This window comes from Dysgonomonas sp. Marseille-P4677, from assembly GCF_016652235.1.
Classification (GTDB): Bacteria; Bacteroidota; Bacteroidia; order Bacteroidales; family Dysgonomonadaceae; genus Dysgonomonas.
In genome coordinates this window covers 77,365-102,535 of the sequence record NZ_JAEPKU010000003.1, presented here as the reverse complement: position 1 = coordinate 102,535, position 25,171 = coordinate 77,365, and the positions used below count along the sequence as shown (strand labels likewise).

20 protein-coding genes are annotated in these 25,171 nt (G+C 36.3%); 10 read left to right on the top strand and 10 right to left on the bottom strand.

Annotated features, from left to right (window positions below):
* Positions 1 to 62: 62 nt before the first annotated feature.
* The gene (locus tag JGH11_RS01845) at positions 63 to 1,829 is read left to right on the top strand and encodes an alpha-L-rhamnosidase C-terminal domain-containing protein (RefSeq protein WP_201109859.1); all 1,767 of its coding nucleotides are present in this window, start codon (positions 63 to 65) and stop codon (positions 1,827 to 1,829) included.
* Between the two features lie 185 nt (positions 1,830 to 2,014).
* Here the strand turns inward: JGH11_RS01845 and JGH11_RS01840 are convergent, their stop codons facing one another.
* From JGH11_RS01840 to JGH11_RS01815, 6 genes are all read right to left on the bottom strand, one after another.
* Positions 2,015 to 2,548, bottom strand: a complete 534-nt coding sequence (locus JGH11_RS01840; RefSeq protein ID WP_201109858.1) for a DUF2179 domain-containing protein — start codon at positions 2,546 to 2,548, stop codon at positions 2,015 to 2,017.
* A gap of 169 nt (positions 2,549 to 2,717) precedes the next feature.
* Positions 2,718 to 3,527: a rhamnulose-1-phosphate aldolase gene (gene rhaD, locus JGH11_RS01835; protein WP_201109857.1), complete on the bottom strand. Its 810-nt coding sequence runs from the start codon at positions 3,525 to 3,527 to the stop codon at positions 2,718 to 2,720.
* Positions 3,528 to 3,585: 58 nt separating this feature from the next.
* Positions 3,586 to 4,617 (bottom strand): L-rhamnose/proton symporter RhaT, encoded by a 1,032-nt coding sequence (gene rhaT, locus JGH11_RS01830; RefSeq protein ID WP_201109856.1) that lies wholly within the window; start codon positions 4,615 to 4,617, stop codon positions 3,586 to 3,588.
* Positions 4,618 to 4,719: 102 nt separating this feature from the next.
* Entirely contained in the window at positions 4,720 to 5,979 is a 1,260-nt protein-coding gene (locus JGH11_RS01825) for an L-rhamnose isomerase (RefSeq protein ID WP_201109855.1), read from the bottom strand.
* Positions 5,980 to 6,000: 21 nt separating this feature from the next.
* On the bottom strand, positions 6,001 to 7,485 hold the full coding sequence (locus JGH11_RS01820) for a rhamnulokinase family protein (protein ID WP_201109854.1): 1,485 nt from the start codon (positions 7,483 to 7,485) through the stop codon (positions 6,001 to 6,003).
* A 201-nt stretch (positions 7,486 to 7,686) separates the two neighbouring features.
* Positions 7,687 to 8,604 (bottom strand): helix-turn-helix domain-containing protein, encoded by a 918-nt coding sequence (locus JGH11_RS01815; protein ID WP_201109853.1) that lies wholly within the window; start codon positions 8,602 to 8,604, stop codon positions 7,687 to 7,689.
* Between the two features lie 308 nt (positions 8,605 to 8,912).
* Between JGH11_RS01815 and gltX the strand changes: the two genes are divergently transcribed.
* From gltX to trxA, 9 genes are all read left to right on the top strand, one after another.
* Positions 8,913 to 10,433 carry a glutamate--tRNA ligase gene (gene gltX / locus JGH11_RS01810; protein ID WP_201109852.1) on the top strand — a complete coding sequence of 507 codons (1,521 nt, stop codon included), beginning with the start codon at positions 8,913 to 8,915 and terminating at the stop codon, positions 10,431 to 10,433.
* A 1-nt stretch (position 10,434) separates the two neighbouring features.
* A complete protein-coding gene (locus JGH11_RS01805) occupies positions 10,435 to 11,673 on the top strand; it encodes a 3-deoxy-D-manno-octulosonic acid transferase (protein WP_201109851.1) in 1,239 nt (412 codons plus the stop codon).
* A gap of 75 nt (positions 11,674 to 11,748) precedes the next feature.
* Positions 11,749 to 13,836 carry an HD family phosphohydrolase gene (locus tag JGH11_RS01800; RefSeq protein WP_201109850.1) on the top strand — a complete coding sequence of 696 codons (2,088 nt, stop codon included), beginning with the start codon at positions 11,749 to 11,751 and terminating at the stop codon, positions 13,834 to 13,836.
* Between the two features lie 30 nt (positions 13,837 to 13,866).
* Positions 13,867 to 15,054 carry an aminopeptidase C gene (locus JGH11_RS01795; protein ID WP_201109849.1) on the top strand — a complete coding sequence of 396 codons (1,188 nt, stop codon included), beginning with the start codon at positions 13,867 to 13,869 and terminating at the stop codon, positions 15,052 to 15,054.
* Position 15,055: 1 nt separating this feature from the next.
* Complete coding sequence (locus JGH11_RS01790) at positions 15,056 to 15,481, top strand: Dabb family protein (RefSeq protein ID WP_201109848.1); 426 nt, start codon at positions 15,056 to 15,058, stop codon at positions 15,479 to 15,481.
* Positions 15,482 to 15,877: 396 nt separating this feature from the next.
* A complete protein-coding gene (locus JGH11_RS01785) occupies positions 15,878 to 16,237 on the top strand; it encodes a MarR family winged helix-turn-helix transcriptional regulator (RefSeq protein WP_201109847.1) in 360 nt (119 codons plus the stop codon).
* Between the two features lie 57 nt (positions 16,238 to 16,294).
* Positions 16,295 to 18,736 (top strand): FAD-dependent oxidoreductase, encoded by a 2,442-nt coding sequence (locus JGH11_RS01780; protein WP_201109846.1) that lies wholly within the window; start codon positions 16,295 to 16,297, stop codon positions 18,734 to 18,736.
* A 63-nt stretch (positions 18,737 to 18,799) separates the two neighbouring features.
* Positions 18,800 to 19,012 (top strand): hypothetical protein, encoded by a 213-nt coding sequence (locus JGH11_RS01775; RefSeq protein ID WP_201109845.1) that lies wholly within the window; start codon positions 18,800 to 18,802, stop codon positions 19,010 to 19,012.
* 156 nt (positions 19,013 to 19,168) lie between these two features.
* Positions 19,169 to 19,642, top strand: a complete 474-nt coding sequence (gene trxA / locus JGH11_RS01770) for a thioredoxin (RefSeq protein ID WP_201109844.1) — start codon at positions 19,169 to 19,171, stop codon at positions 19,640 to 19,642.
* Positions 19,643 to 19,737: 95 nt separating this feature from the next.
* Here the strand turns inward: trxA and JGH11_RS01765 are convergent, their stop codons facing one another.
* From JGH11_RS01765 to JGH11_RS01750, 4 genes are all read right to left on the bottom strand, one after another.
* Positions 19,738 to 21,318 (bottom strand): hypothetical protein, encoded by a 1,581-nt coding sequence (locus JGH11_RS01765; protein ID WP_201109843.1) that lies wholly within the window; start codon positions 21,316 to 21,318, stop codon positions 19,738 to 19,740.
* Positions 21,319 to 21,335: 17 nt separating this feature from the next.
* Positions 21,336 to 22,031, bottom strand: a complete 696-nt coding sequence (locus JGH11_RS01760) for a hypothetical protein (protein ID WP_201109842.1) — start codon at positions 22,029 to 22,031, stop codon at positions 21,336 to 21,338.
* Between the two features lie 263 nt (positions 22,032 to 22,294).
* Entirely contained in the window at positions 22,295 to 23,989 is a 1,695-nt protein-coding gene (locus JGH11_RS01755; RefSeq protein WP_236263825.1) for a glycoside hydrolase domain-containing protein, read from the bottom strand.
* Between the two features lie 288 nt (positions 23,990 to 24,277).
* Positions 24,278 to 25,102: an MBL fold metallo-hydrolase gene (locus tag JGH11_RS01750; RefSeq protein ID WP_201109841.1), complete on the bottom strand. Its 825-nt coding sequence runs from the start codon at positions 25,100 to 25,102 to the stop codon at positions 24,278 to 24,280.
* Positions 25,103 to 25,171: the final 69 nt, after the last annotated feature.

Here is a 25,171-nt window from a genome sequence, read left to right as displayed (position 1 = left end):
ATATATGCTTAGATAAGTATCTTTGTATAAATTGCTATATCTGTATGCAAAACTCTTAAAATATGAATATTAAAAGATTCATCCTATTCTTTATCATTCTTGGAAATATTTTCTTTGGAACAAGCTATGCCCAATCTATTCGTCATATAGAAGAGACTTCTTATAATAATCCATGGCAAAAAGATGAGATGATCGTAAGTTATATTACTCCGTCGAGAATAATGTGGACTTCAGATACTTCCGGGAGAAATGTGAGGGCAGTAGAACGTTTATTAAAACCATTCTCCGGACAGGTGGCTGTTAATTCCGAAGAAATATGCGTTTTAAGTACTAAAGATGGAGGTTCTGCATCTATACTTCTTGATTTTGGGAAAGAATTTCAGGGAGGAATACAAATTGCAGCTGCAATAAGGGGGACGCAAGCACCTATAAGAGTTAGAATAAGGCTAGGGGAATCTGTAAGTGAAGCTATGAGCGATGTAGATACATCTTCTGCTACTAATGACCATGCTATGAGGGATTTTATTACTTATATTCCATGGCTGGGCACTATGGAAATAGGTGAGTCCGGTTTTAGGTTTGCACGTATAGACCTTATTGATAAAGATGTAGATTTACCTCTGGCTGCAGTTAGAGCGGCTTTTAGATATAGGGACATTCCATACTTGGGCTCATTTAAGTCGAGCGACGAACGATTAAACAATATCTGGCAAATGGGAGCTTATACGGTTCATCTAAATATGCAAAATTATTTGTGGGATGGGATTAAGCGTGACCGTTTGGTCTGGCTGGGCGATCTCCATCCGGAAGTAATGACGGTGAATAGTGTTTTTGGCGATCAAAATGTAGTGAAAAAGAGTCTTGATTTTGCACGTGACAATACTCCTCTGCCCGGATGGATGAATGGTATGTGCTCGTATTCTTTGTGGTGGATTATTATACATTGTGATTTATATAATTACCAAGGCGATTACAATTATCTTAAACAACAGTATCCTTACCTTGAAGGTTTAGTAGAGCAGGTTATCAGAAATATAGATGGAAATAAAGAGAACTTGCACGGCGGCACTCGATTTTTAGATTGGCCTACGTCCGAAAATCCAGATGTAATTCATGCAGGTCTACAGGCCATGACCATCTTGAGCCTTGAGGCAGCCACAGAGATAGCGGGATGGCTTGATGACAAAAATCTGGCAAATACATGTAATGAAGCTGTGAAAAGATTGCGAGAATATGTTCCTAATCATAAAAATAATAAACAAGCAGCATCCTTGCTCGCTTTAGCGGGAATATTGAATGTTCAAGATGCGGAGAAGGTTGTTTCTAAAAATGGAGCTAATGGATTTTCTACGTTTTATGGTTACTATATGCTTGAATCGTTAGCTAAAGCAGGAAAATATGACAAAGCGATGGAAATTATTTCGGATTATTGGGGTGGAATGCTTGATCTGGGAGCCACGACCTTTTGGGAAGATCTTACATTCAGCGATTTGGAGAAAGCATCACGTATAGATGAATTTGTTCCTGTTGGAAAATATGATATACATGCCGATGGTGGAGCCTATTGTTATAAAGGATTAAGGCATAGCTTTTGTCATGGCTGGGCATCAGGACCAACACCGTGGCTTAGTCGCTATGTGCTTGGTATATACCCGCTAGAACCTGGATTTAAAAAGGTGGAAATCAAGCCGCATTTGGGAAATCTGAAGTGGGTTGAAGGAACTTTTCCTACACCTCATGGTATGATAAAAGTGAAACATGAGAAACTTGCAGATGGAACTATAAAGACTGATGTTGATGCTCCTGAGGGTATGCAAATTGTTAGGTGAGTTTCATAATAATTCTAGCGACTATTGTTGATTTGTAAAGGAGTAATAAATGCCTAAAATCCGGTTACAAAGACTAATGTGCTAAATTTGGAATCATTAGTAAATAAACAGTAACTGAACTCCTTCTTGGCCTTTAAACAAAATAGATTTCTGACTGGCTGTGCTTCGGTTGTTTAATTTGTTTTTCAATGTTTAGATGCAAAAATTCCTTTTTTCTTATACCTAATATCCTCTACAAGATAAAATACATCGGGATCGAAAGAAGATATGATATTTATGACTTCGTTCAACGATTTTCGATTAATGACTATTTCTACAATATGAACGGCGGATATGGCTCCTTCTCCTTTTATAAAAGTAGCACCAATGTTTATCTTATTAAGGGCTTTTATTAATTCAGTCCCTTCTTTCTTCGTGTATACACGTAGAAGTTGGTATCCGAATGCTATTTTATTCTCTACAAGTATTCCAACGTAGTTACCTGCTGCGTAACCTGCTGCATATGCTAAATACGAAACAATACTATTGGTTTGAGCAAATATCTGCGATATTATTACTACCCAAATAAATACTTCCACAAATCCAACAAGGGGTGCCTTGTATCTTTCTCCTTTCGAGACAAAGATAATACGTAAGGTTCCTAGTGTAACATCACAAATGCGACCTAAAAATATTACTATAGGCAATAACCATGGATAGAGATCAAAAATATCAAACATAATTCTTAGCTTTATATATGATTATAAAATAAAATACCGCCCTTATAGATTATAAGGAATGTGTTCCATTCTGTCATAAAGTTACGAATGATATTCGTGGTTAGCAAAAACCGACTGCTTTTTGCTTCATAATTCTATAATATTAGGCTCTTTTGTTGAAAAATAATATCTATTTAGGCAAGTTAAACGCAATTTTTAAGGCTTCCATATCTTTCATTGATGTTCCTTCAGGTTCAAATCCCATTGATTTAGCGGTTAGATAAATTTGCGCTGATTTGGAGAGGGTATCGATCATATCGAATGCCTCCATTATATTTTCAGCTACAGCGCAGATTCCATGCTTTTCCCACATTACCACATCATATTCTGCCAGCATCTCTACTGTAGCATCTGCCAATTCAATTGAACTTGGCATCTTGTAAGGAATGATTCCTAAACCTTTGGGGCAAAAGGCTCTTGTTTCGGGAATCATGCTCCACAATAGATAAGTTAGCTTATCCTTTTCAAGAAAAGCCGGATTGTGAGTCATTGCGATCAGATCAATAGGGTGGGTATGCAAGGCTGCTTTATAGCCTGAACCAATCTCGATCTGATAATTGTGCATAGACAAGTGAGATGGCAACTCAGACGTTGGGGCTACAGGGTTGTCAGCTATTATTACATAGCTGCTGCAATCATCCAGAATCCTAATTACAGCACCGTTATCCATTGGCCATCGTGCAAGATCACGCATACGTTTGTTTGTCCCTTTGCAAAAGAAATAACAATCTTTTAGATGAGGCAGGGGTTTACCTATTTGTATTACTTTACTTATGGGTTTAAGATTCTTTATTTCGTCGTCTGCAAGGTCAGTGATATTTATAGTTATATTACCTCCGTTACGTTCTGCCCATCCTTTTTGCCATAAATACCCTGCAACTTCAGCTACTTCATTTATCCGTTTAGTTAGTTCAGGGCGATTATCTAATATTGATTTCATATTATGTTTATAATTGATGTTGTGTACTCATTTTAAATAAGCTATTATTCGGATTACATTAATCTTGAGCCATAGCTACAACGATAATAGATGAAATAAGAACGATTAATCCGACTATCAGTACAGTGATAGTCGATTTATTTACTCCTTTCCATTCTTTTAGGATTATTCCCCATACATTGCTAAATAATACGTTCAATGACATTAGTATACTCCACGAAAAAGCCAGTAAAATAGGGCTCTCGGTTAGAAAACTTTTGCCCATTTCCAATCCGAAGAATTGAGAGTACCAAAGTACTCCGGCCAGAGCACAAAACAAAATATTATTAATTAATATTTTCTTAGGAACAGATAGATATTCTTTACCTGTCTTGTTCTTTATGTTCTGTTGAATGCAGTAAGTAGCATTAGTCATAAAGCCTCCTAATGTTACTAGAAAGATGACCGGTAATCCGGCAAAAAGAGGTTCTACACCTTTGCTAAGAGCCGCTTCTTTGATGGGTATTCCGGCTTCAAGTCCAAGTGCAAAACAGGCACTCATAATCCCGGCAAGTAGTGCAACTAGTAGACCTTTGGTTAGGGCAAAATCTTTAACAGCTGCTTTTTTCTCTTCGTCACTCATATTCTTAGAGCGGAGGCTGCCTGCATAGCCGATAATGGCAATACCAGCAAGGGTTATGCAAACTCCGATAAGCAACATCACTCCTTCGCCGTGTAGCAAGTCCTTTCCATATAGTAATGCAGGAAACAATGTACCGAAAGCAGCACAAGTGCCTAAAGCAATACTCTGTCCTAATGCTACGCCGAGGTATCTCATACTCAATCCGAAGGTAAGGCCACCAACGCCCCAAAGTATCCCAAATATAATAGCTTTGATAGCTCCCCCCGAAGCCCAGAGATCAAGGAGATTTTGTCCGTCGGGTATGGCAAGTAAGGCTCCTAATAAGGGAAATACCAGCCAGGCGAAGATTCCTTGCACTAGCCAGAAAGACTCCCACGACCAATCTTTTATTTTTTTTATAGGTACATAAGAACTCGATTGTCCGAGACTTCCGATGGCGATGATCAATAAGCCTAGAATTGTATTCATAGTTGTTTTTATAAATAAAAAGTAAACAAATAACTTGCAACAAGCTCCTTTTTAAAGAATAATTGAGGGTTCTGCTCTTGTTGTAAGCATATCTGTATCTGCTTATCGTTTGGAAGTTACATTTCTCTCGTATTGTTGTATTTCTCCGATATAATCATCACCGATTGCTACGTCGTTTTTCAGACAGAAGTAATCCCATACTGCATTCCATGGCAAAACTTTAGATTCTTCCAATAAGGCGAGCCGTTCGAAATATAGACCGTTTGCTTCATATTCTCGTAGTTGACCCAGAGGTTCCAGCAATGCTTGTAAAAATGCTTTTTGAGTGGCGCGGATACCTATTACATAAGCGCCTATACGATTGATAGATGCATCGAAGAAGTCGAGCCCTATGTGCACCTTCTCAAGAGCATCGGCGCGTACCACTTCTTTTGCAAGTTCTAAAGTTTCATCGTTAAGAATGACTATATGATCTGAATCCCAACGTACAGGGCGGCTTACATGCAACATGATTTCAGGTGTAAATAAGAGCAGGGAAGATATTTTATCCGCCACACTTTCCGATAAATGGAAATGACCCATATCGAGTGTAACCATTTTTTGTTTCTTCGCACCATATCCTAAATAGAAGTCGTGTGAACCTACTGTATAACTTTCAAGGGCTATGCCAAATAGCTTAGACTCTATACAGTCCTTCATGTTTTTATACTCTTTAGCGAATATCTCGTCCAAAGATTTTTCCAGTAAGGAGCGATATTTATAGCGATTCACGGTCAAATCCTTCATTCCGTCATGTATCCAAATATTCATGATGCATGGATCATTTTGGAATTTACCCATTTCTTCGGAAATGGCACGGCAACGTTTTGTATGTTCAATCCAAAAATCACGGATAGATTTATCCGGATTAGCTAACGTAAGATCACCGCTTTTAGAATGGCCGAATGATGTAGAATTAAAGTCTAGCTTAATTCCCTTTTCTTTACCCCACTGCATCCAACTTGTAAAATGAGAAGCTTCAACCTGATCTCGATCGACAACTTTATCGCCAAAGTCACCATATATTTCATGCAGATTCAAGCGATGTTTCTTTCCTCCCACCAATGTCAATACTTTCTCTATATCTGTACGAAGTTCATTTATGTTGCGGGCTTTTCCGGGATAATTTCCTGTAGCTTGTATTCCTCCACCTCCGAGGTTTCCGAGATTTTCAAATCCTGTAACGTCATCAGCCTGCCAACAATGGATGGATATTGCCAGATTATCTAATTTTTCTAGAGTAGTATCTACATCTACCCCAACACTGGCATAACGCTCCTTTGCTATTTCGTACGATTTTTGGACGAGTTCTCTTTTATTCATGGTTTTATTGATTAAAGATTGTTATTTGATGTATTGTATAAATCTGTTATAAGCTCCTTGCCACAAAAGAGTATCTTGTGGATAGAAAGTTTCGGTTGTTATCGAATTATTTATTATTTGTCGTATCTCATGTAATGAGCTAACCAGTCCGAGCCCTTTTGCCTGGATCATTACATTACCTATTGCGGTTGCTTCTCTTGGCCCTGCAACGACGGGAATTCCGATTGAGTTGGCTGTTGCTTGATTTAAGAGATTGTTTTGTGAACCTCCTCCAATTACATGCAATTTCTCTATCTTGAATGGAGCCATCTTTTGCAAACATTCTAATACATATCTGTATTTGAGAGCTAGGCTATCGAAAATACAACGTATAAATTCAGCATCACTATAAGGGGCTTTTTGATCTGTTACTCTACAAAAAGAGATAATTGAATCAATCATACTATCGGGATTGGCAAAAGAGGAATGATCGGGATCAATCAATGATTGGAATCCTTCAACAGATTCGGACATAGCTACAATTTCAGGATAGGTGTAGATTTTCCCAGTGTTTTCCCATTCTTTCCTACACTGCTCCAGTAACCACATCCCTGTAATGTTTTTTAAAAAACGTGTTGTTCCTTCTACTCCTCCTTCGTTCGTAAAATTCATATCGAATGAATCAATATTTATAATAGGTTCTTTGACCTCTATGCCCATCAGCGACCATGTACCCGAGCTTAAATATGCAAAGTTCTCATCTTGGGCAGGTACTGCCACAACTGCAGATGCTGTATCATGACCTGCCACAGCTATGACTGGAACCTTTTTAATGTCACACTCCTTTGCTACACTATCTAACAGGCAACCGACAACTTGTCCGGGCATTACGATTGACTGTATAATGGAAGGATCAACATTTATAGCTTCAAGTAATTTACTCTCCGTTTTTTTTGTTTTGGGATTTAGTAATTGTGATGTAGAGGCAATTGTATATTCACAGATTTTTTTACCTGTAAGCATATAGGACAATGCATCGGGCATAAATAATAAATCTTTTGCTGAGTTTAATGCAGCAAAGTTTTCCTTTTTTGCTGCAAATATTTGAAATAAACTATTGAAATTCATTATTTGTATGCCGGTCAGATTATATACCTCCTCTTTTGATATAATCTTAAAGTATTCTTCGGGTATTCCATTTGTATATGGATCACGATAAGATCGAGGTTGACTCAGTAAAGTGCCGTCTCCTCCAAGAAAAACAAAGTCGACTCCCCATGTATCTATACCGATTGCATCTATATTAACTCCGATGGATGAGGCTGCTTTTAGTCCGTTTTTTAATTCGTCAAAAAGAGCCAATATATCCCAATAGTATTTATCATGTATTCGAATTATTTTGTTTGGGAAACGGGTTAGTTCTTTTAATTCCAGTTTGTTGTTGGAAAGGGTCGCCAGAATAGAACGTCCGCTTGTCGCACCTAAGTCAAAAGCGAAAAAGTGATGGGTGTGCTTGGAGGTATTCATTGTAGATTTAATTTGAAGTAAAATTAACTACCTCAAAAGAAAACCCATTTATGCATTTGATATAAATACTACAAAATATGATACTGATTATTTTGTTAGACTTCTATGTCTGTTTTGGCGGGAATAAGAATAACATGCTTTATAAGACGAAAGCGATATTACAATATGGTTTTTATTAGCGTAATTATAAGTTGTTAGGTATTATCCTATCCTATCTTTTATTATTATATTTTTACCTTGTGTTATTACCCGATATGTCATTGGTGTTACTTTTGTCTTCTTTTTAAATAAAGTGCAAAAGTAATTGGGATTATCAAAGCCCAGCTTATCGGCAATCTCGATATTAGATAAGTCGGAGTTGGTTAATAATTCTTTGCTCTTTTGGATCTTCATTTCATTGATATACTGCATAGGAGAAAAACCGGTATATTGCTTGAAAATCTTTCTAAACCAAGAATAACTAATGTTTAGTCTTGATGCTAGTTCGTTGGGAGAAATATTAGTATATATATTTTCTGTAATAATTAGTTTGGATTTATTTATAAGCTTGACGATTCTCATTTCTTCAAAAGATGAAGATTTATTATATGAATAAGCATAACCTAATAAATAGTCGACTGTTCCGGCCAAAAATTGTTGAAACCCTGCTTTTTGTTCCTTTGCTGTAACAATAGCCTGTAAAAACATATTAACTAGTTCGTCTTGGAGTCCGACATTTAATATAGGTTTTTGCTTACTAAAGAAATTTGAATCAATACGTTTGTCCATATTCTTACCGCTAAAGCCAATCCAATATTCATTCCATCCCGTAGATTTATCCGGTTTATATGCATGCCATTCACCCGGATAGAGGAGGAACATCTTTCCTTCAGAAATAGTTTGGCTTTTGCAACTGGCCGAAACAAATTCGCCTTGACCTTGAGTAATATATAATAGCTGATACTCATCTAATATTCTGCCCTTGTCTGTGTTGAATAAGTATCGTGTAGGATGATTCTGTGGAGGATATACTTCCTCTGGCTCAATGTGTTGAAACCCTACAGTATTTACAGTTAATCCCCACTCTATATCCCGTTCATTCGTAATTAGGTATTTTATGTGAATGGCATCTTTTTTCATGATATTATTACTAAAAGCTTCTGGTTCTATTGTTGATTTAAAGTTTACTTTACATCTTATTATGTTATGGTTGCAGAACTCCGATTCCTTTGTAATTGTCCTTCAGGCATTGCATTTGGATGACAGAAAATAAAGAGTTGGCTAGTAAAGGTATTAAATATATTAAGAAAATGTATTTCAGGGGCATTAAATTATTATTTGAAGCATATATCTGTCGTAATTACTAGAGTTTCTTTTTTCGATGTTATATACTTACTATTTTACAATATTTTATATACTTTTGTAGCCTTATTCAATTAACGAAAAGTATGTCTCAAAAAGTAAGAGTACGCTTTGCTCCGAGTCCTACAGGGCCGTTGCATATAGGGGGCGTGCGTACAGCCTTGTATAATTACCTGTTTGCTAAAAAACATGGTGGAGATTTTATCCTTCGCATAGAAGATACCGACTCGCAACGATTTGTTCCCGGGGCAGAAGAATATATAATAGAAGCATTTACATGGCTAGGCCTCCAGTTCGATGAGGGGACTCATATAGGAGGACCATATGCTCCTTATCGTCAGTCTGATAGGAAGGATATATATAAGAAATATGTAGAAATACTCTTAGACAAAGGCGCAGCCTATATAGCATTCGATACACCGGCTGAGTTGGAAGCTAAACGTGCTGAAATATCTAATTTTCAATATGATGCATCTACTCGTAATGGAATGCGTAACTCGTTAACATTGAGCAAAGAAGTTGTTGATAATCTGATAAAAGACGGAAATCAATACGTGGTACGTTTCAAGATTGAGGCTAATCAGGAAGTTGTAGTTAATGACCTTATCAGAGGAGAGGTTAAATACAATTCGTCGGTTTTAGATGATAAGGTATTATATAAGTCTGCAGATAATCTACCGACTTATCATCTTGCTAATATAGTAGATGACCATTTGATGGAAATTACACATGTTATTCGCGGTGAAGAGTGGCTACCCTCGGCCCCATTACATGTACTACTATATAGAGCATTTGGATGGGAAGATACTATGCCACAATTTTCTCATTTACCGTTATTACTTAAACCGGAAGGAAACGGAAAATTAAGTAAGCGTGATGGCGATCGCCTTGGCTTTCCGGTATTTCCTTTGGAATGGAAAGATCCGAAAACGGGGGAAATATCATCAGGTTACCGTGAGAGTGGCTATTTACCCGAAGCTGTTATTAATTTTCTGGCTCTTTTGGGGTGGAATCCAGGCAATGATCAGGAAATTATGTCAAAAGACGAGCTTATTCAGCTTTTCTCACTTGAAAAGTGTAGTAAAAGCGGAGCTAAGTTTGATTATGAAAAAGGAAAATGGTTCAATCATCAATATATACAATTAAGTTCAAATGCTGAAATAGCAAATATTTTCTATCCTATGCTTGAAGAAAAAAGTGTAGATGTGAATATTGAATATGTAGAAACGGTTGTCGGGCTTGTTAAAGAGCGTGTAAATTTTGTAAAAGAATTGTGGGATCAATCCTTCTTCTTCTTTCAATCTCCTTCTTCGTATGATGAAAAGGTGGTGAAAAAGCGTTGGAAAGAGGATTCTCCTGCTTTAATGTCAGAACTGATTGATGTCTTAAAGGGTATTGAAGACTTTTCTGCTCATAATCAGGAAGAGATAGTTAAAGCTTGGATTGAGAGTAAAAACTATCATCTCGGAAATATAATGAATGCTTTTCGGTTGGCTATTGTTGGAGAATCGAAAGGGCCTCATATGTTTGATATAACAGCTACTATAGGTAAAGAGGCTACTCTTTCTCGTCTCGAGAAGGCTATTAGGGAAATTAAATTGTCGTAAGATGGTGCTTTATAATTTGGGCATATACTTGTATGCGTTTATTGTCCGCATTATTTCCCCTTTCCATAAGAAAGCGCGAAAAATGATAATTGGGCATAAGCAGACCTATAAAATATTAAAAAAGGAAGTTGATCCGCAGGCTAAATATATTTGGTTTCATGCCGCCTCACTAGGTGAGTTTGAACAAGGAAGGCCCATTATTGAAGAAGTGAAGCGTAGACATCCGGAGTATAAAATATTACTGACTTTTTTTTCTCCGTCGGGATATGAGATAAGGAAAGATTATCCTTTAGCAGATATTGTTTGCTATTTGCCTTTTGACAAGAAACGCAATGTGAAAAAGTTTCTGAAGTTAGTACGGCCTTCAATAGCTATATTTATCAAATATGAATTTTGGTATAACTTTGTAAATAAGTTAAATAAAGAGGGTGTACCAATTTATATGGTTTCGGCCATATTTCGGCCATCCCAGATGTTCTTTAAATGGTATGGGGGAGATATGAGAAAACTTCTCAAGAAATACACCTCGATATGTGTACAAGATGAGCGTTCTGCAGAGCTACTCAAGAGTATTGATGTTACTAGAGTCGAGGTTTGTGGTGATACCCGCTTCGACAGAGTGATAGCTATTCGCGAAAAGGCTAAGCCTTTAGCTATTGTCGACACTTTTGCTAAAAAGGCTGTATCAGAAGGTGAGAAGATATTTATAGCGGGAAGTAGTTGGCCAAAAGATGAGGATGTTATCATACCTTATTTTAATATAACCACTGATTTGAAGCTGATTATCGCTCCGCACGAAATCAATGAGGCTCATTTAAAATATATAGAAAGTAATCTGCAAAGGCCATATATTCGTTACTCGAAGGCTATACCAGAGATGATGGCAGACTATGATTGTCTTATTATTGATTGTATGGGTATTCTGTCATCAGCATATCGATATGGGCAGGTCGCTTATATTGGAGGAGGGTTTGGTGTGGGTATCCACAATGTTCTTGAAGCGGCTGTGTACAATATACCTGTCATTTTTGGACCGAATTTTAAGAAGTTTAGGGAGGCTCAACAGTTAATAGAAACAGGAGGGGGATATTCTATTCCTGATTCTGAATCTTTCAGAGGTTTAATGGACGAATTCCTTCAATATCAGGATACATTATCAGCCGCAGGAAAACATGCCGGAGATTATGTACGTTCCAATAGTGGAGTCGTAGGAAGAGTCATGGATGTTCTCAAGCTTTAATTCTATCCCTTTTAGCATCTATTTTTCTTCTAATAAAAAATATTCTTGTAGATTTGTATTCTAAACCATAGTGTTATGGCGCAAATAGATAAGATAATTATAGGAAAGATTAAGATTCCTACCCCAGTATTTTTTATAGTAACAATCTTAATCATTATGTATTTTTTGCCTCGTGAAGGCAAATATAAATATACATATACTGAGAATAAGCCCTGGCAATATGGATTATTGACTGCTCCGTTCAATTTCCATATTCATAAGTCAGATGAACAGGTAAAACTCGAAAAGGATAGCATTTTAAGATCCTATCAGCCATATTATCAGGTTGATCAAGAAATATCAAAAAAAGCAATTTCACAATTTACACAAGATGCATCTGCTAAAAGTGTACCTCCTGATTACATTAGTTATGTGACCCGAAAATTGAATGAGGTATATAAAGCCGGAGTAATATCAGCTGAAGATTATGATAAGGTTCAGCAACTAAATAAAAAGCAGATACAGCTTCGGAATGATAATAATATCGCATCTACGCGACATTTGGCATCTTTCTATACGCCCAAACAGGCTTATGAGAAGATTATGAGTGATGCGCCTTCACATGTGAATATAGCTCATCTAAAAGCGATAAATATCAATGATTATCTGAATCCCAATATTCAGTATGATGAAAAAATGTCATCAAATATGAAGGAGGAGCTGCTTAAGCAAGTTGCTTTGTATGAAGGTGAAGTACAATCGGGAGAAAAAATCATAGATCGCGGTGAAATTGTAGATTCGCATACCAAAAATATACTCGATTCTTATAATACAGAAGTGGAAAGCAAAGTGGGTACAAAATCTAAACCAGGCTGGCTTATATTCGGAGAATTAATTATGATAACACTATTAATGATGACATTGATGGTTTATCTTAAGTTTTACCGATTACATGAATATCGGAATAAAAAGAGTATAATTTTTATACTTATTATGGTTGGGATTTTCCCAATCATAACGGGATTAATGTCAGATACTAAGATGTTTAGCCTTATGTATCTAATACCATTTGCTATCCCGACAATTCTTATCAGGACCTTTATAGATTCTCGCACAGCTATGACCACTCATCTGATAACTGTGTTTATTTGTGCATTGATGCTTCCATTGGCTCAGATGCCTCAGTTTATTGTAATGCAGATTTTGGTAGGATACATGTGTATATTTAGCTTAAGAAATTTATCGGAACGTTCTCAATTAGTTTATTGCTCACTATTTATCCTTCTCACTTATATCGTTACCTATACTGCTTGGATACTGTGTACAGAGGGTAATCCGTCGCTCATTTTTGAAAATAGCAGATTGTATATTTATTTCTGCATAAACTTTGTTTTTGTGTCATTTGCCTATCTGTTAGTTTATGTTTGCGAACGTGTATTCGGTTTTATCTCGGAAGTAAGTATGATTGAATTATCGAATACCAACAGACCTCTATTACAAGAATTATCAGAAGTAGCTCCTGGTACATTTCAACACTCCATGCAAGTATCTACTTTGGTCGTGTCTGCAGCACAGCGTATAGGAGCCAATGCAGCCCTTGTGCGTACAGGAGCATTATATCATGATATAGGGAAAATGGTAAATCCTATATTTTTTACTGAGAATCAGGTTGAAGGAATTGATCCTCATGCCGGATTGTCAGAGAAAGAAAGTGCTCAAATCATTATCGGCCATGTTGAAGAAGGAGTTAAAATAGCAAAGAAGCACAATCTTCCCCAACAAATTATTGATTTTATAGAAACACACCACGGAAAAGGTAAAGCTAAATATTTTTATAATTCGTACGTTAACTGCCATCCGGATGAAGAGGTTGATATTAATGATTTTACCTATCCGGGACCGAATCCTTTTACTCGAGAAACCGCCTTGTTAATGATGGCAGATACAGTAGAAGCTGCTTCCAGAAGTCTGAAGGATAATAGTAAAGAGGCGATAACAGAACTTGTAAACCGTTTGATAGACTCACAAGTAAGCGATGGCTTATTCAAGAGTGCTCCTATAACATTTAAGGATATTGAACTTACAAAAGAAGTTTTCAGCGAGAAACTGATAAGTATGCGTCATATGCGAGTTGCGTATCCCGAACTTAAAAAGCAGAAAGATGAGACACTGATTGAAGAATAGATATATACCATAATAAAACAAAAACATAAGATGAAGAAATTATTTGTATTGTCAGCATTTGTGTTGATGACACTCGGAGCTTCTGCTCAAGAGTCCTCCAAGGGCTATCAGTTTTCAGTAGTGAAAGAGAATCCGATTACCTCTATTAAGAATCAAGGGAATAGTGGCACGTGTTGGAGCTTTTCAGGTCTAGGCTTTTTAGAATCGGAGGTAATCCGTATGGGTAAAGGGGAGCATGATCTGTCCGAAATGTATATTGTTCGTCGCAATTATGCGGATAAGGCGTCTAAATATGTACGCGTGGGCGGTAATCTTAATTTTGCCCAAGGGGGTTCGTTTGCTGATGTTGTTGAAACGTTAAATGAATATGGAGTTCTTCCTAACGAGGTTTATACTGGCCTTAACTATGGTGAAACTATGCACAAGCATGGTGAGGTAGAAGCAGGATTAGCCGGATATGTGAAGGGCATCAATGAAAATAAGAATAAACGCATTTCGCCTGTATGGGCTCAGGGTTTGAATGGCATCTTAGATGCATATTTCGGAATTGTTCCTCAAAGTTTCCAATATGAAGGGAAAACTTATACAGCTGAGTCTCTTCGCCAATCTTTGGGTTTAGATGCAAATAATTATATATCAATAACATCATTCACTCATCATCCATTTTATGTTCCTTTTGCATTGGAAATCCCTGACAACTGGCGATGGGCTATGTCTTATAATTTACCAATCGATGAGATGATACGAGTGTGCGATAATGCTATTAACAACGGATATACTATTGCATGGGCTTCCGATGTTAGTGAAATAGGTTTTACTCGTAATGGGTTAGCTGTTATACCCGATGAGGATGCTCCGGAAAATGTAGGTTCTGATCAGGCTCATTGGTTAGGCTTATCTCAGAATGAAAAAAATAACCGTATTAGAGCGAAAGTAGAACAAGGGCCGGTTAAAGAAAAAACAATTACTCAAGAAATGCGCCAGATTGCGTTTGACAATCAGGAGACAACAGATGATCATGGTATGCAAATTTATGGTATAGCAAAAGATCAGGATGGAAATAAGTATTACATAGTAAAGAACTCATGGGGAGAAGCCGGTGCATATAAAGGTATCTGGTATGCTTCGGAAGCTTTTGTGAAATATAAAACTACAAGTATAATGATTCACAAAGACGCCCTACCTAAAGATATTGCTAAAAAATTAGGTTTAAAATAATATGGATATAAGGATTATAGGCTTATTATTTATTTCTTGTTTGTTCTTTTCCTGCAATCGTTCAGGAGACGATTCTCAAAAGAATCAGGTAGAAATATCAAAGGACTCGTCAGTCCGTTTAGAGAAGGGGAATATTAAACATACAGTTATGTTTAATTTGCAGTATGATTCTGATTCATCCGAGGCTAAGACTTTTCTACAAGATGGACAGCGAATTCTGAGTGCCCTTCCTATGGTAAAGAATTTCGAAGTATTTCGTCAGGTAAGTAGTAAGAATGGATATCAATTCTATTTTTCAATGATTTTTGAAGATCAGACAGCCTATCAGGCATATAACGAACATCCGGAACACGTGAGATTTGTAAAAGAACGTTGGGAAAAGGAAGTTACCGATTTTCTTGAAGCCGATTTTGTTAATGTTGAATGACTGATATAATTGTCTTAATATAAAAAAGGATGAATCTTAGATTCATCCTTTTTCTTTCCAAATCAATCAATATTACTTCTTGCGTGAAGTACAACCTTTACCATTTACCAAATAAAGATTTCATTCGTTGTTTCCAATTCTGAAATAGCGAATTGTTGTGTGTAAACAGATAGTATATAATAATAGAATTTTGTTTTGCATTTATAGTTATTATTTTTTTCTTGATGTAAAGTACCTTGTTTTTTGTTTCTCATCTGTTGCGTCAATATTAAGACTTTGGGCTGTATTTGTTTAGTTTTGGTTAATATCGACAAACTAAAAAAAGTATAATATATTTTGTTTTTATCAATAAAATAATTTACTTTGCAAATATTTAATAGTAGCAAATATTTATACATGGAACCAATTTGTCAATTAAAAGATATATATAAGATATTATACAACTTTGAAAAAGAGTTTTCAGAGAAGAATGGTATTACTATCAATGAAGGTATGCTTCTTTGTTGCCTTAAGGATGGAAAACCTAGAGCTGCAACTGAGTTATGTGATTTTGTCGGGCTATCTAATTCCCGTGTATCCCGTGTAATAAATACTGTAGAGGCTAAAGGTTATATTATGCGTGAAATGGGGATAAAAGATAAGCGCCAAATGATATTTACCCTTACAGAACAAGGTAAACAAAAGACAAAAGAGATGCAGATGCAAGGTATGGATTTATCAGCTCTAGCTCAGCAAATCTCAAAAATATTGGGATAAGTATTCCTTTTATTTTTCTTATTTAATTGCTAATAACAAATATTTATAATATAAATTATGAAAATACTTATAATAGGAGGAGTTGCCGGAGGCGCAACAACTGCTGCAAGGCTAAGAAGAGCGGATGAAAGTGCTGAGATAGTTTTATTTGAACGGGGCGAATATATTTCATATGCCAATTGTGGCTTGCCTTATCATATAGGAGGTGCTATTAGTGAACGAGATAGGCTTTTCGTTCAGACTGTTAATGGTTTTATTAATCGATTTAATATTGATATAAGGGTGCAGTCGGAAGTGGTTGACATCGACACACAAAATAAGACTGTAACAGTAAGAAATATTTCGATAGATGAAACTTATACTGAAAGTTATGATAGGTTGATCATATCCACCGGTGCAGAACCGATTAAACCTCCACTTATCGGGATAGAAGATAAACGCATATTTTCATTGCGCAATGTTCCTGATATGGATAAAATAAAGACTTATATAGATAATAATAAGCCTAAATCGGCAGTAGTTATTGGTGGTGGATTTATAGGTTTAGAGATGGTAGAAAATCTACATGATGCAGGTATAAAAGTTTCTGTTGTGGAGAAGAGCAATCAGGTAATGGCTCCGATTGACTTTGCAATGGCTGCAATTGTTCACCAGCAACTAAAGCAAAAAGGAGTCAATCTTTATTTGGGAGAAAGCGTTATCAGATTCGAATCGGAAGATAACCAGATAAAAATAAAAACAGAGAACAGTGGTGAACTGAAAGCTGATATGGTTATTCTAAGTATTGGAGTACGTCCTGAAGTAGGGCTGGCAAAAAAGGCAAAGCTAGAACTCGGGGCTTTGGGTGGAATCAAAGTAGACGATTATATGACTACATCTGATAAGAATGTATATGCTTTGGGAGACGCGGTTGAAGTATTTAATCCGGTTATAGGTAAACATTCGTTGATCCCTCTTGCCGGACCTGCAAATAAACAGGCTCGTATTGTAGCTGATAATATTATAGGAGGAAATAAATACAAGTATACCGGAACAATAGGTACTTCTATTGCAAAAGTTTTTGATCTTACAGTAGCAGCTGCTGGAGCGTCTTCCAAATTGCTTGACAGAGAAAATATTCCTCACATTGCATCATATACACATGGAAGTTCACATGCCGGATATTATCCGAATGCTTTACCTTTATCAATAAAAATAAACTTTTCACCGACGGATGGCAAGCTCTTAGGTGCACAGATTGTTGGCTTCGACGGAGTAGATAAACGTATAGACCTCTTTGCTCAAGTAATAAAGAAGGGAGGTACGATCTATGACCTCCAAGAAATAGAACATGCTTATGCCCCTCCATATTCATCTGCAAAAGATCCCGTAAATATAGCCGGATTTGTAGCAGACAATATCCTAAATGGAAAAGTAAATGTTATTCAGTGGAATCAATTGAATGATTTTGAAAAATCGAAAGTTCTTCTAATAGATGTTCGTACACCTGAAGAGCATGAGTTTGGTAATATAGAAGGTTCTGTAAATATACCTGTCGATGATATACGCAAACGTTTAGCCGAAATATCGAAAGACAAAACTATAATTGTTTACTGCGCAGTAGGGCTTCGAGGATATACTGCTTCTAGAATATTGATGCAACATGGTTATAAGAATGTTTATAATCTTTCGGGAGGATATAAAACTTACTCTTGTGCTTCTGAGAATGATAGTCCTGCGGTTGCATGCGAAACTTCCATTGAGGATGATGGTGTAGTGAAGCAATTTACAAATGTTAAAACAATAGCTATAGATGCATGTGGCCTGCAATGCCCCGGGCCTATAATGCAACTGAAAAAGAATTATGACCAAATCGAATACGGCGATCGTCTGGAAATAAAGGTAACAGATCAGGCTTTTAGCGAAGATCTTAATGGTTGGTCTCGTATGGTAGGAGCTAAAGTATTGGGGATAAATAACTCGGGAGGTGTAATAACGGCGACTATAGAAAAGCAGGCAAAAACAAATGCTGAAAAAGGTATTGCAGGTGGAGATAATAAGACGTTAGTGGTATTTAGTGATGATTTGGATAGGGCATTGGCCTCCTTTGTTATTGCTAATGGTGCTGCAGCTTCAGGTAAAAAAGTTAGTATATTCTTTACTTTCTGGGGGTTGAATGTTATTAAGAAGACAAAGAAGCCATCAGTAGAAAAAGATCTTATGGGCAAAATGTTCGGTTTTATGCTCCCGTCTAGTAGTAAGAACCTTAGTTTATCCAAGATGAATATGGGAGGCTTAGGCAGTAAAATGATGCGGATGATAATGAAGAATAAGAATATAGATAGCCTCGAAAATCTTATGCAACAAGCCAAAGATAATGGAGTCGAATTTATAGCCTGTTCTATGTCGATGGATGTGATGGGAATAAAAAAAGAAGAGCTAATGGATGACATTACGATTGGAGGTGTAGCGGCTTATCTCGATAGAGCAGAAAACGCAAATGTGAATCTGTTTATTTAATCAGCTTATGCTAAATATGGTTGTATTTATTTGATAATATTATATTTACGTTATCTTTGAACAATGGAAAAATTATTAACTATACTTAAGCGAAACTGGACATATCTTGTTGGTGCAATCTCCGGAGGTATAACAGGTTATTTATACTGGTACTTTATCGGATGTAGTAGTGGTACATGTCCTATTACAGCATCACCTGTAAATAGTATCGCTTGGGGAGTAATTATGGGTGGATTATTATTTAGCCTATTTAAGAAAGGGGCTAATAATGAATAGGATAACAATATCTAAATTCCATTTATCTAATCTCATTAAAGGCATAATATTTGTAATGCTATTAATGTCCGTTTTTTCATCTTGCTGTGTAAGTGGTTATTGCCAGACAGGTGCCAGACAAATTTCTAAAGAAGAAATTAAAGAATAAAAGAAAATATGAAACAAATTTCACTCGTTTTGCTTATTGCATTATTTGCATTCGTTTCTTGCAACGGACAGACAAATAAAGGTCAATCAACAGAATCAATTAAAAAAGAGAATAAAATGAAAACAATACATTTAAATAAAATAGACTTTCTCAAAAAAGTAGCTAACTATGAAACAACTCCGGGTGAGTTTAAATATCTTGGAGATAAGCCTGCCCTGATAGATTTCTATGCCGATTGGTGCGGGCCATGTAAAGCAATTGCTCCGGTATTGGAAGAACTGGCTGCTGAATATGAAGGAGAAATCTATATTTATAAGATAAATACAGAGGAAGAACAAGAGTTAGCTGCTTTATTTGGTATAAGAAGTATTCCTAGTTTATTATTTGTGCCAATGGGGGGAGAACAACCACAAATGGCACAGGGTGCTATACCAAAAACGAATTTGAAAGAAGCGATAGATAAGGTGCTTTTGAAAAAATAAAAATTGAAGCTCAAGGTATTGGATCTTGAGCTTTCTATTTTATTTCCCTTCAATAAAAAAGTTCGAGGGAGTGATGTGTATTTTTTTCGAAGTATTTACTTGATAGTAGGCTGTATAAATCTATTGGAAATTACATGTGTATTTATAGCCTTTTCAACCACAACAGTTATTGATGCCGGAAGAGAACGATAGGCCTCATCGGCATACGGCAGTTCTCCATTTTTGCCTGCTTTTATTGAATAGTTGATTGTTGCTGTTCCGATAAAGGAAGGCAATGATGTGAAAGTGACTAACCCTGTTGTTGGATTATATTTCCATACTCCAACGCCCGGTTCATTATATTCATATGGTGTTGTAGAAACTACATTGTCGTTATTTATAAACTTAAATGTAGATTTGTCCAGATTAATACTATTTCCTTCTTGATTCTGAGATACAATGTCTGTATATCCGAGATCATTTGTCAGTGCATCTATTGTAGTTGAAATACCTGAATAAGTTTGTACAAAATCATTGTATGCCTCAGCTGCTCTCGGTAATGTTATTTTGACCATTCGGATGTAATGATAATTAGTATAAGCTCCTGTAGAGGCTGAAAATCCAAATTTAAGAAATTGGGGTATTGAAGCATCTATATTGTATGTAGCACTGTATGCAGCATAATTTGTTGATCCCCAATAGTCGCCATAAGGAACAATCGTATTTTCAATATAATTTACACTAGTTCTGTAATGATAATTATCTATCACGGTTGTTATAGTCGAACCATGTTGGATTTGCACAGTTATAAGGAATCCCCCATCAATATGAGGATACATCTTTATAATGGCTTTTCTATAATTCGAGTTTAATGGATCTGTTGTATAGCCACTACTTCCAAGTTCAAAGTTCCCGGAATAACCTGAAAAAGTGGAGTAAGTTCCATCAGTATTTAATATTATTCCCTTCCTATTATTCAAAAGAGATCCGGATGTTGTTTGTGTGATTAGCACAGGGTAACCCGTATAGCCATCACTAAGTCCTGAAGTATTTTCCATAGATATGGCAGAATTAATTACCTTTCCTTTAGCTCCCCTCAGTGTGACATGACTTTTATAATTAATTGATGAAAAAGCAGACGATGTCCAATTTATACCATTCACTAGTGCCTCTCCTTGATATCTCCTTTGTTTAAAATTACCATAGTTGTCGAAGGAGATTCCCAAATATGCACCGGAGAGTCCTTTGTTTCTATAACCGGGGTGGTCGTCAGTCGCTCTATTATAAGAGTAGCCTAAACCGGCACCAACCGCTCCAATGGTAGGGTTGGCTACAGAAGCATCGAAAAGGAAAAAAGTAAAACCATCGGCTCCTCCATTTCCTCCATACATAGAATATTCAAATTCGATCTGTATACCATTGACAGAACTGAATTGTCTGTTATTGACAAAAACTGCTCCAAATTGTTGGGTTTTAGCCTCAGTTAATCTTAGTCCATTGAGTGTGAATGTGGCACTATTAGAATAGTTTACATTACCTGGAACGGGTAATGATATATCTATTGGTTTTGTTTGTTTGTCAAAACGTTCTTCGTAAGGAAAATCTCCATACAATTGCCCCTTTATATTACATATAACAAAAAATGTAAAGACAAGAAGCAAGAAGGATTTCTTCCTGCTTATCAGAATATTACACATAACTTATCTCTGATTTATTATTTTATTAAAAATACAATATTTATGTATGAATAGCTTGAAGCTGCATTGATGATCGTGTATGTCATTATGCCATTAGCTGAAATAGATACATTAGAGAAGACTGTGGCATCATAATCTGTTACATAATAATATAAGTCAGTAGCATTCGCATAAAAAGGAATACTAGCGGGAGCTCCTTCACTTATCGATTTTGGTGAACTAAATTGATTCTTGTATAAGGTATATAAATCGAGTGTTTTTGTTCCTGGTTCAGTAGTATTAATTGGTATCGAAGGCATATAGAAAAAATCTCTAGTGTCTCTATAGCCTGCTGATTTTTTCCATTTAGAACCATTCCATGTGTAAACTCCTTGAGTTAGGTTTTGATTCTCTTGTACATTTATGTTATAAACGACCAAGCCTTTGTGACTGATCTTTAGTGTTTCATAGTCTTCTTCGTCTGTGGAAACGAGAGGGGCCAGGCTGTGAATGTTTAATAAGCCTACACGTGGCAATAGGAGACCTTTAGATGCAGTGATCTCATTTTCTGAAGTGGAGAGCTCTTTTAAGTCTAGTATTGCCGCTTTTCCCGGAGGAATGTTTGAGCCAATAGTTATCTGTGCATCTATAGTTGTTACAAAGAAATAAAAGATAATAACAAATGATGTTGTTCTGAAGAAACAAAGCTTCTTCTTAATCTCTTTCTGGATCATAGTTGTAGTTTGAAGTTTTCCCTGTTTTTAATTCAAAATGACCGCAAAATTAGATAATTCTAAGAGCATTTAGAGATATTAGCTATAGATAATTTCAATGATTTATTCCTTTTGTCTATACATAGGATTATTTGTTTCAGTTGTATAATTTACTAGGTGCTGGATGACTTCTTTTACCGCTTTAGGTTATAGTATGGTAGTTGTTAAAAAAGGGTGTGCTTACAATAATTGTGCACACCCTTTTTTCTATTTCAGAATGAAAATTATTCCGATAATTCTTCAATTAGAGCTTTTGCTGTGTGGATCATCCCTATTGGATTCTCAGGTGTAATTGTATTGAATTTGGAAACTTCACTGTCTAATCTGTTTAGTTTATTCAGAGCTTCGTCTGACTTCGCTTCATTTAATTCATTTCTTAGAATACGAATTTTCTCAATATCCTGAATGCCTTCTATCAGCCGTTCAAATCGAATAGAACTACGGGCCTCGGGATAAACGATATATGTATCTCCAGCCGGCCATGTTCTAAAGCGTGAATCGGTTAATGGATTTTCAACCCATGAATTATAAGCCCAACGTAAAAACCCATCATAGCCGGCAGCTGTGGCATACCATGCACTATAAACAGCTTCTATTGGTTCGGAGCAGGTGAACATATTTGGAAATTTGTCTGCACAGCACACATAGAAAGTTGTAACATAGCCTTTCTCCTGACGATATTGGATATCAGTAGAGTCTACTTTTGCATTTGCTGAGACACTCATATCTTGTATAAACGGATATTTTTTATAACTTTTATGATTATCGGCCAACGAGATTCCAAGTTCCGGAGCAACTTTCTGGAGCAACTTGATTGTAGCAGACATCATTTCCGGTGATCGCTCATCCATTGCAATATTGGTTATATCTATCCATCCTTTTTCTGTGAGATGTTTTTTGAAATCTAATAGAAATGGAGTCCACATATCTTCGAATATTTTAGTACCCGGGTCGGCTTTCACATTGATTAGTTCTCCACTTTTGCTGTCTTTATAATGAATTTCATTGTTCCATGGAACGAGAGAGTAACAGTTGATCATTTTTGTAATACCTACCTCTTGTATCATAAAGCTAATCCATTTATCGAAAACGGTGTAGTCGTATATCCAAGTTCCATCGTCATTTTTTGTCCATAGGATCATATCTTCATAGCGATCGAAGCATTGGTTATTCCATGGGTCTTTGTTCAATGTGGCTGTTATCACTTTTTGTCCGGCGTTGGCTAGCATTTTCATCAATGGTTTCATAGCTTCAAAATGCTCATCACTCCATAACTTAAGATTTTGTGCTCGCGCTACTGCCGAAGGATGTTGCCATAAATCCAAGTGATATGGCCATTCAGATGCAGGAGGTAAAGTTTTATTCTGTACTTTGAGTTCTATTTCCATTTCATGAGATTCTTTTCCTTCAGCGAATATTTTCAGTTTACTTTTGTAAGTACCTGCAATGGCAGATTCAGGAATATTGATAGATAGCCACACAGGGCGTACTGTTTTTGCTGAGATATCGAAGCAAGTAAGATTGTCGAGCATGTCGGGAACCAGTGAAGCAGGGAAATTCTCAGGTTTACGATGTCCGCAACCTTCACCGAATATATCAGTCATGACATACCGAACAAAACGTGCTTGTGCAATATTGGCAGGGAGAGTTGCAGTTGGTGATTCAAAATCTCCAAATTCGCATTCTATTTGTTTAATATCTTCAACACTCCATAGGAGAAGTTGTGCCGATAATCTTTCTCCTTTCCATCCTGTCAGCTTGGTCGATAATGTTTCTTTTAGATTGGGATATACTGATTTTGTATATCTGGTATCGATATTTACCAATGATGCTTGTAGTCCTGATGGAGCTTTACTCCAGTCGGAAAGTGTATCGGAGGTGGGGTCGGGCAGTTCTTCAAAAGTTTCACAGGTTTTCATAGGTCTTTGTTCTTTGCATCCACCAAATAAAAGAAATGAAATACCTACACAAATAAGGATCAAAAAATAAATATAGTTCTTTTTCATGGGCATAAAGGGTAAGAAGGTTATACAATTAAGGCATGCTTTTAAAGGATTAAAGATACTAAAAAAACATACTTTCAAATTATTTATTAGTAATGAACTATTTAGTTTTCTTTATTTAAGACTAGCCCATGCCAGTTGAGTGACTCGCAATCTGTCATGAAATAATTTTTCTCGATCTAGCAATAAGGTGAGAAATGAAAGTTAAAATTCTCTCAACCCCGAAACTTTATATCTGCTTAATGCTTCGAGTCGAACATTTTTACCAACATCTATACCATTTGAAAGTAAGGCTTGTTCAACAGTCTTAAATGCTAGTTCAGGGTGATTATTGTCCTGACTTAAGTGACAGAGCCAGATGTTTTTCAAATTGTCATTATATATGCTCGCAATAAATTCAGCTGATAAACGGTTGCTTAAGTGTCCGGAACCGTTAGCGATACGCTCTTTCAAGTGATAAGGATATCTGCCGGCTTGCAACATATATTCGTCATAATTTGCCTCAATGACAAGATGGTTTGCTTTGGAAGCGTACTCTCTAATCTTATCTGTAATACGACCTATATCGGTAATGAGAACGAATGTTTGATCTTCCAGTTTTATGTGGTAGCCTACATTTTCAATACTGTCGTGTGGAACATCGAATGCTGTGATTTCAAAGTCATTTATAGAAAAAAGTATTTCTTTTTCTATAACTCTTTTCGATTGAAATAAGTTTGCTTGTACACCTTTATTTCGTTGAATACCCTGATGTACTGTTTCGGTTGCATAAATAGGTATATTATATTTGTCTCCCAAGCAACCTACGGTTTTTATATGGTCGGCATGGTCGTGCGTGACAAGTACAGCCTTTATTTTTTCGAAAGCTATACCGTATTCTCTTAAAGCCTTTTGTATATTTCGTATGCCTATCCCGGCATCGATAAGAATACCGTGTTCGTTAGTTCCTAAATAATAGCAGTTCCCACTGCTACCACTACCAAAGCTGAAAAATTTATATTTGCGCTGAGTGAATAAATCGTATTGCATAATGTACAAAGGTAAAGAGTATACTCAATAAAAAAGGTGTCCAAAACGTTAAAGTTATGAACACCCTGA

Excerpts from the sequence above, each read along its gene's own strand:
- JGH11_RS01845 (WP_201109859.1), top strand. The coding sequence starts at position 63 with ATGAATATTAAAAGATTCATCCTATTCTTTATCATTCTTGGAAATATT.
- JGH11_RS01840 (WP_201109858.1), bottom strand. The coding sequence starts at position 2,548 with ATGTTTGATATTTTTGATCTCTATCCATGGTTATTGCCTATAGTAATA.
- rhaD (WP_201109857.1), bottom strand. The coding sequence starts at position 3,527 with ATGAAATCAATATTAGATAATCGCCCTGAACTAACTAAACGGATAAAT.
- rhaT (WP_201109856.1), bottom strand. The coding sequence starts at position 4,617 with ATGAATACAATTCTAGGCTTATTGATCATCGCCATCGGAAGTCTCGGA.
- JGH11_RS01825 (WP_201109855.1), bottom strand. The coding sequence starts at position 5,979 with ATGAATAAAAGAGAACTCGTCCAAAAATCGTACGAAATAGCAAAGGAG.
- JGH11_RS01820 (WP_201109854.1), bottom strand. The coding sequence starts at position 7,485 with ATGAATACCTCCAAGCACACCCATCACTTTTTCGCTTTTGACTTAGGT.
- JGH11_RS01815 (WP_201109853.1), bottom strand. The coding sequence starts at position 8,604 with ATGAAAAAAGATGCCATTCACATAAAATACCTAATTACGAATGAACGG.
- gltX (WP_201109852.1), top strand. The coding sequence starts at position 8,913 with ATGTCTCAAAAAGTAAGAGTACGCTTTGCTCCGAGTCCTACAGGGCCG.
- JGH11_RS01805 (WP_201109851.1), top strand. The coding sequence starts at position 10,435 with ATGGTGCTTTATAATTTGGGCATATACTTGTATGCGTTTATTGTCCGC.
- JGH11_RS01800 (WP_201109850.1), top strand. The coding sequence starts at position 11,749 with ATGGCGCAAATAGATAAGATAATTATAGGAAAGATTAAGATTCCTACC.
- JGH11_RS01795 (WP_201109849.1), top strand. The coding sequence starts at position 13,867 with ATGAAGAAATTATTTGTATTGTCAGCATTTGTGTTGATGACACTCGGA.
- JGH11_RS01790 (WP_201109848.1), top strand. The coding sequence starts at position 15,056 with ATGGATATAAGGATTATAGGCTTATTATTTATTTCTTGTTTGTTCTTT.
- JGH11_RS01785 (WP_201109847.1), top strand. The coding sequence starts at position 15,878 with ATGGAACCAATTTGTCAATTAAAAGATATATATAAGATATTATACAAC.
- JGH11_RS01780 (WP_201109846.1), top strand. The coding sequence starts at position 16,295 with ATGAAAATACTTATAATAGGAGGAGTTGCCGGAGGCGCAACAACTGCT.
- JGH11_RS01775 (WP_201109845.1), top strand. The coding sequence starts at position 18,800 with ATGGAAAAATTATTAACTATACTTAAGCGAAACTGGACATATCTTGTT.
- trxA (WP_201109844.1), top strand. The coding sequence starts at position 19,169 with ATGAAACAAATTTCACTCGTTTTGCTTATTGCATTATTTGCATTCGTT.
- JGH11_RS01765 (WP_201109843.1), bottom strand. The coding sequence starts at position 21,318 with ATGTGTAATATTCTGATAAGCAGGAAGAAATCCTTCTTGCTTCTTGTC.
- JGH11_RS01760 (WP_201109842.1), bottom strand. The coding sequence starts at position 22,031 with ATGATCCAGAAAGAGATTAAGAAGAAGCTTTGTTTCTTCAGAACAACA.
- JGH11_RS01755 (WP_236263825.1), bottom strand. The coding sequence starts at position 23,989 with ATGAAAACCTGTGAAACTTTTGAAGAACTGCCCGACCCCACCTCCGAT.
- JGH11_RS01750 (WP_201109841.1), bottom strand. The coding sequence starts at position 25,102 with ATGCAATACGATTTATTCACTCAGCGCAAATATAAATTTTTCAGCTTT.